This is a genomic window from Accumulibacter sp. (genome assembly GCF_031732815.1).
Classification (GTDB): domain Bacteria; phylum Pseudomonadota; class Gammaproteobacteria; order Burkholderiales; family Rhodocyclaceae; genus Accumulibacter.
The window spans coordinates 1-9,727 of sequence record NZ_JAVMKF010000016.1 but is presented as its reverse complement, the minus strand read 5'-3'; the positions used below and the strand labels follow the sequence as shown (position 1 = coordinate 9,727).

General features: G+C 61.5%; 8 protein-coding genes. 4 read left to right on the top strand and 4 right to left on the bottom strand.

Going from position 1 to position 9,727, the window contains the following annotated elements; genetic code table 11:
- The 3 genes from tnpC to RKP46_RS01175 form a co-directional block, all read left to right on the top strand.
- Window positions 1-981, top strand: a 981-nt coding sequence (gene tnpC / locus RKP46_RS01185) for an IS66 family transposase (protein WP_311104934.1), incomplete at its 5' end; no start/stop codon positions are given.
- Window positions 982-1,140: 159 nt separating this feature from the next.
- Window positions 1,141-1,407, top strand: a complete 267-nt coding sequence (locus tag RKP46_RS01180; RefSeq protein WP_138678066.1) for a ribbon-helix-helix domain-containing protein — start codon at window positions 1,141-1,143, stop codon at window positions 1,405-1,407.
- Window positions 1,404-1,832: a putative toxin-antitoxin system toxin component, PIN family gene (locus tag RKP46_RS01175; protein WP_311104933.1), complete on the top strand. Its 429-nt coding sequence runs from the start codon at window positions 1,404-1,406 to the stop codon at window positions 1,830-1,832. Before RKP46_RS01180 ends, RKP46_RS01175 begins: the two co-directional genes overlap by 4 nt.
- Window positions 1,833-2,073: 241 nt before the next feature.
- On the opposite strand, the gene RKP46_RS01170 is transcribed toward RKP46_RS01175, so the two are convergent.
- The 3 genes from RKP46_RS01170 to RKP46_RS01160 form a co-directional block, all read right to left on the bottom strand.
- Window positions 2,074-2,259 carry a hypothetical protein gene (locus RKP46_RS01170; RefSeq protein ID WP_012806701.1) on the bottom strand — a complete coding sequence of 62 codons (186 nt, stop codon included), beginning with the start codon at window positions 2,257-2,259 and terminating at the stop codon, window positions 2,074-2,076.
- Between the two features lie 231 nt (window positions 2,260-2,490).
- Entirely contained in the window at window positions 2,491-4,836 is a 2,346-nt protein-coding gene (locus RKP46_RS01165; protein WP_138677523.1) for a S8 family peptidase, read from the bottom strand.
- Complete coding sequence (locus RKP46_RS01160) at window positions 4,829-5,989, bottom strand: ATP-binding protein (protein ID WP_138677522.1); 1,161 nt, start codon at window positions 5,987-5,989, stop codon at window positions 4,829-4,831. Before RKP46_RS01160 ends, RKP46_RS01165 begins: the two co-directional genes overlap by 8 nt.
- A 166-nt stretch (window positions 5,990-6,155) precedes the next feature.
- Here RKP46_RS01160 and RKP46_RS01155 point away from each other — a divergent pair, with 166 nt between their 5' ends.
- Window positions 6,156-6,431 (top strand): type II toxin-antitoxin system ParD family antitoxin, encoded by a 276-nt coding sequence (locus tag RKP46_RS01155; protein WP_138677521.1) that lies wholly within the window; start codon window positions 6,156-6,158, stop codon window positions 6,429-6,431.
- A gap of 106 nt (window positions 6,432-6,537) precedes the next feature.
- Here RKP46_RS01155 and RKP46_RS01150 read toward each other — a convergent pair.
- Window positions 6,538-9,727 (bottom strand): helicase-related protein (locus tag RKP46_RS01150; RefSeq protein WP_311104932.1); only part of this gene is annotated, 3,190 nt, incomplete at its 5' end.

The window sequence follows — 9,727 nt, the reverse complement described above, 5'->3', positions numbered from 1 at the left end:
CCGGCCTTGCTGGCCTGGGTGATGGTCAGCAAGTACGCCGATCACCTGCCGCTCTACCGTCTCGAACGGCAGGCCGCTCGCGCGGGGGTGACGCTGTCCCGTTCGACGCTGGCCGACTGGGTCGGGCGCACCGGTGTCGCCCTGGAGCCGCTCTGGCGGCGCCTGGCCGAGTTGCTCCGCCAGGGGACGGTGTTGCATGCCGATGAAACGCCGGTGCAACAACTCGATCCGGGCCGGGGAAAGACCAGACGGGCGTATCTCTGGGCGTATCGCAGCAATGCCTTGGCCGGCGAGCTGCCGATCGTCGTCTTCGACTACCAGCCTGGCCGCGGCGGAAAGTATGTGGTGGAGTTCCTCGGCGACTGGCAAGGGGCTCTGATGGTTGATGACTTCGCCGGTTACGATGCCCTGTTTCGTCGCCAGGTGATCGAACTCGCCTGTCTGGCGCACGCTCGACGGAAGTTCTTCGACCTCCATCAGGCAACTGGGAGCCCCGTCGCGGCCGACGCCCTGGACCGCTTCGCCGCGCTGTATGCCATCGAAGCCACGGCGAAGGGAAAGACGGTAGAGGAGCGGGCTCGGCGACGGAAAGAGACGAGCAAACCTCTGCTCGACGCGCTGCATCTGTGGCTCCTGAGCACGCGCACGACGGTGGCCCACGGGAGCGCTCTGGCCAACGCGATCGACTACAGTCTGCGACGCTGGCCGGCCATTGCCCGTTACGTCACGAACGGTTTCTATCCGATCGACAACAACCCCGTCGAGAATGCCATTCGCCCGATCGCCATCGGCAAGAAGAATTGGCTGTTCGCCGGCTCCGAGACTGCCGGCCAACGCGCCGCGGCGATTCAATCGCTGCTCGAAACCGCCCGCCTGAACGGCATCGAGCCCATGGCCTGGCTGATCGACACCCTGGAGAAACTCCCCTCCTGGCCCAACAGCCGCATCGACGAGTTGTTGCCGCTCAAAAAACTCGAGTGATCGTGCGCACCCAGAGGTGGGTGCGCTGAACGCTTACGCATCAGCGACCCGCCACACCGATCACCGGGCTTTCGCGTGCGGCTCGCTCCCAACCACAGGAACCTTGGATATTGTCCAATCGTGCTTGACACGACTAAGCAAGATCGATAGTTTAGGGCCATGCGAACGACCAAAACTCTCTCGATCACTCTGCCGCCGGAAATGCTCGCCCGAGCCGCGGAGATCGCTCGGCGCGAACACCGCACGATGAGCGAGCTGGTGCGCGAAGCCCTGCGTGACTATGAGCGCAAGAATTGGTGGTCTGAAATGAATGCCTTCGGCCAAGCGAAAGCTGCCGAACTTGGTCTGACCGAGGCCGATGTTGAACAGGCTGTGCACGATGTGCGTCGCGAGCGCGCTGGCCGCGGTCCCGAGACCAAGGCGTGACGGTCGTCGTTGCCGATACGAGCGTCTATGTTTCGGCGCTCGTGTTCGGTGGTGTGCCGCAGGCCGCCCTCATTAAGGCGCTTACGGTTCCCTTCCGCGTTGCGGTCTCCCACGCGCTGAGGGCAGAACTTGTCGAAACGCTTGAGCGCAAATTTGGCTGGCCTTCTTCTCGGGTGGCACATGCCTGCGCACACTTGTGGGGAGGGGCTATCTGGTGCGAGCCGGTTGCCGTTCAAGCCTCGCGCGACCCCGATGACGATCACGTGCTTGGCTGTGCAATCGCTGCATTAGCCAACGTGCTGGTTACGGGCGACAAAGACTTGTTGTCGTTGCATCCGTTCAAAGGCATTACCATCGTGACGCCGGCGACATTTCTGGCGATGCCGTGGACGGTCCACGGTGACGACCGAGCACCATTCGTTTGAGCTTGGCCAAGGCGGCGTATCGAACCCATGCAAAAGCTCTTTACTGAAAGGCATGGCTCGACCAAACCGTGCGTCGCCGAGAAGCGGGCGGCCATGAACACCGCGACGTTTTTCGCTGAGCGCCGGGGGGCGGATGACCAGATTTTTTGAAATGCGTGAGCGGCCGCTCCATGAATACCGTCTTGCGTGTGATGCTCAGGACATCAAATGGGAGCGATCGAAATCGCCCCCCTGAAACCGATCAGCGGCTGCTGTTCGGGGTCACTTTCACGGGTGCCCAGCCATGACCTGGCTTGGTTGTGGGCGGCAACGGGCGGTTGTCCGCTACCGTTGTGTAGTTCGGCTGTTTGCCGCCCTTGGGCCCAACCTCTTGGTAAATCCCACCCTGATTGCCGGTGCTCTGACCGGGCTTCTTCGCTGCTGCCATATCAATCTCCTTTCGAGAAAAAGGCAGTGGTACAACCCGGTACATCGAAAACCGCTATTGGCCAACCCGCACCAAAGTTGTATCGTGCGAGCGTCTACGTCCAACGTTAGGCGACAGGTTTCTCCGGGATCGGTGGCCTGTCTCAGCCGCTCTCAGGAAGTCCAGTCCTAAGAGCGGCTTTTCATTTTGATCTACAGCGCCATCTTCGGCGCGAACTCCTGCCGGCGCGCATCACGCCTTGCCCTGCACGCGCGCGCGCGCCCTGATCGTTAGATTCTGGGCCTGGAACCTGTTTCGGACGATCTGCGCTACCTCGTCGTAGACCGACGCCTTTTTCTCTGGGTCGGCGATCGTGATGATCAGCGAAAACGGTTGCGGCTTGAACGCAGCTTCATCCTTCTCGATCCCGTGTCGTGTCAGCAGTTTCAACATCAAACGCCAGCGGTTGCCTCGCTCGCCATTTTCGTTTAGACGCCCGTGATAGGTGCGCACCGGCGCCCACTTCCGCATCTTTTCGACTTGGTATGCCTCATAGAGCAGGCCGGGGTTGCGGTGTTCAGGAGGCACAAGCCCCGCGAACATCCGTTTAATCTCGCCGGTGGTGCGCGATACACGGTCACGGTAGACGCCGAGGTGAGCGTCGATATGGGTCTCGCAATACTCGGAACCCCAGCGCGCGCCCCGTGTTGGCACGAAAGCGAGCGTCATCCAAACTTCCCCGAAATACTTGTCGTTCCGCTTCAGCGATGGCGGATAAGGGAAATCATCCCACTCCAGGAAATAGCCGGGCCGAAGCGTGTCTTCGAACACCAGCGTCGCTGTGTGCGGCGTGCATTCAAGGCAATACGGCACTGCCGCCGGCAGACCAAATCCAAGGAAATTTTCCTCGCCGTCCGGGACGCGAGTGCCCGAACGGGGGTCGCGCGCATGGTGGGTCAGCAATGCCCGAGCCAACACCGGTGACGGGGTCGGCGTGATCTGGTGATAAATCTGCGCCAGCGTCCGCGAAACCAAGGGCGTGGCGAAGCTCGTGCCAAGGTCTTCCGCCAGGCCGGAATCCGTGACGGACCGAATACCATGCACATGCGCGGCGTCGGTCGAACACGATCCGCCGTAGTGCACCAGGTCGGGCTTGATGATGTAATTGGGGCCAGCACCATGACGCGAGAAGGCCGAAGGGTGATGCTGTCTTGGCCCGTTGGTTTTGTAATCGACATGGGATACTGATCCGACCGTGATGCCCAATACGCTGTCGGCCGGCGATGTAATGCGGCCGACCTCGATCTGCCCCGGAGTGCGAGGAAAGTCCAGGAGCGGCAGCGTGGCGTAGTTGCCGGCGCTGATGACAAAAGAAACCTGGTACTTCTCCTGCAGATTGTCCAGCTCCTCAGCCAACTCAGAAAATTCATCCAGCGAGCAAATGGCGTCGGTTCCCAAAGAGAGGTTCCAGACCTTGTACTTGTTGGCATGCTCCTGGAGCGCCGACTCCAGCGAGGACAGCAGCTCCGATTCAAGCAACGCAGATGTCTCGCCCCGCGATGGATCGTCGTTCGGAATTACCTGCAGATCGAACACGGCGCAGGCACCCGAATCAAGGCCACCAACTGTCGGATTTAGCTCGCGGCCCCAGCAGACAAGGCCGGCAACGAAGGTTCCGTGATCCGTGTTTTGATCATAGGGGGGCGACACGTCCCGAACACGGCCAACCACCCATGAGTTGAGCGCCGGAATCTGATCCGAAATGCCGCCGTCCACTACGACAACGACCGGAACATCCGCATCGGCGGCATCCCGTGTTGGCAATGCCGGAAGGGCCTGCTGGTTCATCATGCGCGGCCGGATCGTGCGTACCAACGGCATGTGGGAGATGGAGCGCACGCCGATGATACGCGACAGCGCTTCGACATCGGCGACGGTTTGGCACTCCGCCGCGTAGATGAAGCTACGTTCTGAATATCCGCGCTGATCGAGCTTGATACCGCGTTCCCTACACACGGACTCGAAATTGGCGACCAGCGCCGGGTGATCATCATCGGCGCCGAAACTGAACAAGCGGACGCGGGTGATGAACCCGTTGCGACGGCGCGGGCTGCGACAGAGGATGTCCTCGGCACCCAGGCCATGGCGACGCGACGCCGGCGTCACCGCTTCAATGCTTTCGATACAGGAGAGTTCCTTGGTGATCTGATCCGATGTGTTGTTCTGGATGATTTGAGTTAGCTGTTCCAGTCCCGTCGGCGTTGCCTTGATGAACAGCTCGCCAAGGCGGCCCGCGCCGATGATGGGACACGACTTGTCGGAGAACAGCTTTTCCGGTCGGTGGCTCTTCGCCGCCGCCTTCGACATGATCTTGACGCGTACCGGCGCCGCCCGCGTCATCTTGAGTTGCGGCAAGAGGGCTTCTTGAATGGCGCCGATCTGGTTGGAAAGCCGATTGCGGTACTGCAGGTCAACATCACGAAACGGCGCCGGCGGCGTGCCACCCCCCAGCACGCGACGCTCGGTTCCCTGCTTGGGCATGATCAGTTTGATCGGCAGGCGATCGTTGCGCGCATTCCGTTGGGTCTCGTCAGCCACGCTCTTCGCCCTCAAGCTTCGACACTCTGTGTACAGTTGCCTTCGACAGCCCCAGCAGCTCTCCAAGCATGGCGAAGCTGTACAAGCGTTGATCCCGTTCCCTTAGCGCTTCCACAATGTCCGGCGCCTCTTTGTTGGCGAGCCGCGCAATGAACCGCGCGCCGTCTTCCGCCCCAATCGCCAGGTTCTGCAAGACCGGGAATGCGTCTTTGAGATAGATCGGTTTGCCCGTAGAGAAGTGCCGACGCTTCAGGCGCGCGCAGACTTCGCGGATATCCGAACCCGAAAAACCTTCGGACAGGTCTGCAAGAACCGTAAGGTCCCGCGGCGAGAAGTGGATGGGCTCGATGAAATCGGCCCACATGTGTTCCCGCTGTTCCGATGAAGGGAGCTGCAACGCCAAACGGTAGGTGAAGCGGCGCCACACGGCGGTGTCCAGCAGCGTTTCATGATTGGTCGCCGCCAGGACGATTGATTGCCGACCAAGCGTGTCAAGGTTCTGCAGGAAGCTGTTGACCACCCGCTTCAGTTCACCCAATTCTTGACTGTCGCCACGCAGCTTGGCAATCGCGTCGAACTCATCCAGAAATAGTACACAGGGCGTTTTCGCGGCGAAGTCGAACAGTGCGCGGATGTTTTTCGACGTGCTGCCGAGGTAAGACGAGATCAGGCCGTCCAGGCGGGCCACGTAGAGTTCTAGTCCGATCTCCTTGGCGATATGGCGCGCCACGCGGCTTTTTCCCGTGCCCGGAGGACCATACATGAGAAAGCTCAGCGCACCGGACAGCTCGGTCGTATCAAGCGAGGCGTAGCTTTTCGCTACGCTGACGAATTCATTGACCACATCCCACTGTGACTGCAAGAGTTGCACGGGTGGCTCCTGCAGCGTCTTCAGCTTGATGTGCTCGATGAGGGGAAACCGGCTTTCCGCATCGACGGGCAGTGTTGTGGAGAAGCGGACATCGGCTGGGCGTAACTGATTGTCGGTCTCTTCGAGCAGCTTTCGCAGCCGGTCGGCAGAGCTTTTCTCGCCGGCGGTTTCAAGCTTTTCGGCGAGGAACGCAGTGTAATTGCGAACCTTGTCGAGGTCAAGACGAAGCGCGCCGTTGACGATACGAACAAGCTCATTAATGAAACGTATATCGGTATTCATGAGACGATTGTGCCTAACCATGATTCGATTGTCAAGCTCTCCGATACGTTGTCGCCTCTCCATTTCAGGAAATAGCCGGGGCGCCTCACCAATTTCTTGTCAAGCTTTGCCGTGTCATGACAACTATGCTACGGTCAAACGTCATTACGACAGACAAGAGGTTGCTATGACAATGAACGTCAATCTCACCCCTCAGATTGAGGAAATGGTCCGACGGAAGGTGGCATCCGGCCTCTACACCTCCGCGAGCGAGGTTGTCCGCGAGGCGCTGCGCCTCATGGACGAAAAGGATCGCGTGCGGGCAGTCAAGCTCGAACAGTTGCGGCAGGATCTCCGCGACGGCCTCGATAGCCGCGAGCCAACGCCATGGGACGGCGAGGAAATCAAACGCGAAGGCCGCAAGAGAAGAACCGCGCGTGTTCCTGCCGGCCAAGATACGTAAATGCCGGTCATCCTCAAACGCCCACGCGCCAGAATCGAACTTGGCGAAATATGGGAGTACATCGTCGACGACAGCGAGGGCAACGCAGACTCTGTCGCACTGGCGTTCAAGCGCGATTTGGAAGATCTCGTGTGGCGCGAATCAGGGCAGCCAGTGTCGCTCCATCAGCCGATTGACCCCCCGATCCGCTGCCTTCCGGAAACGCCGGGCTGCCCGGCGTCCAGAATTCGACCGATTCCGGATGCTCCTCGAAAAAGTCCGGGTCTGTGGTGACGCTGATACGCGGGGCTCCGGGCTGCGTCCAGAAGACCTCCTTCGTGCCAACCCGTTGGGCCTCGACGCCGGGCGGCAGCAGCTTCGGGTGGTCCAGCAGGTGGCCGAGTTCTTCGAGCCCATAGGGGGCGGGCGGGCGCTCAGGCTGTTCGAGCGCGGCTTCGATGGCTTCATCGATGTTGAAGGATTCTGCTGGAGCCTCACTGGCTGCCTGTTGAAGCTGACTGACGAGATTCGCCCTGGCCTGTTGCTGGTTCTCCGGTCTCATCAGGGCGACTTCGGCAATCCTGGCGGGCATCGCCGAGAGAATCGGTTGCAGCGGGCCGACGACCGCGGTGAAGAGGTTGATGCGCGATCTCAGCGCACGGTAGACGTCGGTCTCGACGGTGTCCTCGTACATCAAGTTCACGATCGCGATGCGCGGGAACTGCTGGCCCAGGCGGTCGACGCGTCCGATGCGCTGCTCGATGCGCATCGGGTTCCAGGGCGAATCGAAATTGACGAGCACGCCGCAGAACTGGAAGTTCAGGCCCTCTGCGGCAGCATCGGTGCACACCAGGACCTGCGCATCCTGTCGCTTGAAGCGTCGTTTCGTTTCCTCGCGGGTCAGCCGTTTCCAACTGCCGTCTGGTTGTAGCCATTCGCCGCCGCGCCCCGAGTAGCAGAGAACCGAGAATCCCTGTGTCTTGAGAAAATCGCGCAGGTAATCGAGCGTGTCGGTGTATTGGGTGAACACGATCGCCTGCGGAAAGGCGGGCAGCAGCGAGTCGTCCATGGCGTGATAGCTGCCTCGTTGGAGGGCCTGGAGCACCTCGGCGAGCCGCACGGCTTTCGTGTCCACCGGCAGTCTGCGCGCCTGCTCAAGCAAAGTCTCGATGTCGCCCTGCTCTTCGAGCTGCAACGCCGCCTGCTTCTGCCGGTCGACGGCCTCCTCGTCGGCGGCGTCACCGGACTCGTCGATGTCGTCTTCGGCGTCCTCGCTTGAGCGTAATTCATCGAAGGGCAGGCTGGCCTGTCCTCGCACCACCGCAAGGCGCTCTTCAAGAGTCATCTTCAGGGCATGAAAACTGGAGGCCAGGCGTTTGCGATACGTCGTCATGACGAAGCCGACCGCCGTGCGCCGCTCCTCCTGGGCATTGTTGTAGGTCGTCGAGATGTAGGCTTCCAGCGCATCGTAGACCGCAGCCTCTGCCGGCGCCATGTCGAGGAACTCGTCGACCACCTCGCGCGTGGCGATCGGGGTGCTGAGCAGGCCGCGCCGGTGATACTCCCGCAAGAGGCCGCGCGTGTGCCGTGAAACCAGTCCAGCCACCGGCGTGTGCGCACGCATGATGGCCACCGCGCTGCGGCGCTCTTCTGCGGAAAGCTGCCGCCTGGGTGTCGCGGCGGCGTCGCGCAGCGAGCGCAGAATGCGTTTCGCCTTGAGCAGACTTCGCTCAGGCGCTCGCCGCACGGCCGATTCGATCGACACCTCGCCAAAAGCGGCTTCGGCCGCGCGAAAGAGGGCAGCGATGAACTCGAAATCCTCGTGCGACGGGTTGCCGCTTCCCGACTTCCGGAAAAAATCAAGAAAGCCCTGCCGGGACCAGGCCGGCGGCATGGCCAGCAGCGAAAGCAGATCCCAGACCTCGACCGGATGCACCTGCATCGGTGTCGCGGTCAGCAAGAGCAGGCCGTCGGTGCGCTCCTTGAGACGCTGCATCAGCTTCAAGAGAAGATTGGGCGGACCCTCCTGCACGGCGCCCGGGCTTTTCCGTCGTGCATGATGCGACTCATCGAGAACGATGAGGTCCCACGGGTCGGCCGCTTCCAGTAGTTCGTGCTGACGGTCGCGCCGGCGCATCAGGTGGCTGGAGACGATGACGAAAGGTTCGCGATGCCAGTCGTCGCGCGAGACTTCCTTTTCCGATTTCCCCCGCAGCAGCGGCGAGGGATACCAGTTCAGCCGCTTGCCGTCATAGATCGGCCAGTTAAGGTTGAACTTCTCGCGCAACTCGGCTTGCCACTGCGTCATCACCGCCTTGGGTGCCATGATCAGGATGCGCTGCGCGCGCCCGGAAAGCCACGCGTAGCGCAACACGAGGCCGGCCTCGATGGTCTTGCCCAACCCCACTTCATCGGCAATCAGCAGACGGGGTGGCCAATGGTCGAGCATGCGCTGAAAGGTCAGAATCTGATGCGGCCAGGGGGTCACGGCACTGGTCGCTTCGGCGATACGCTCACCGCCTGCTTGCTGCGGTGCAGACCAGATCAGTTGCCACACCGCTTTCCGTCGCTCATCGATCGAAGTGGCCTGCGGCGTGCTTTTCCGTTTGACCGGCTCCTCTTCGGCAGTTGAGTCTGGAACAGCCTCGGCGCTTCGCGCCCGCCTGATCCGTTCCGGTTCGCACTCTGATCCTTCTTCATCGCGCGGGAGGAAGCGCAGCAGCTCTTCGCGCACCGCCGCGGGTACGTCGAGCACGCGTGCGCGCCTGGCACGGTCTGCCCACAGCAGGGCAAAGCTCTTCTCTTCCGCGTCCACGTGCCGGCTGCCGCCGTCCCAGTCGCAGAAGACATGGAAACTCTCCCAGTTGTGCAGCCAGCCGTAGGCGGTTTCGTTCACGCTGCCGGCGAAAGCCAGCCTGGCGCCGGTCTTGTCTTCGAGGATGCCGGCCTTCTCGTGGAAAATGGCCTGCGTGGCTACCGGGTTGCGATCGTCGTCGCAGGGAACGGCGACCTTGATTTCGAGGTAGCCCCTGGCCACCATCCACGCCAACAGTTCCAGCGCCTGTTGTTCCCTTGGCGAACTGCCGGCGAGCGGCATCTTCAATAACCGGCCTTCGACGGTGTCCTTCAGTGACTGGCCGTGCTCGATGGCCGCCACCTCGGGCTCATCGAGCGTGCAACCGACCACCAGGCGCATCCGGCCGTTGTTCAGCACCAGGCCTTCAAGGCCGCGCGCCGCTATCGCCAGCGCGGTCGCCGTGAAATAGCCGGTGGTCCGATCGTAGCGCTGAGCGCAGGCGAGTGCGCGCAGATAGAAC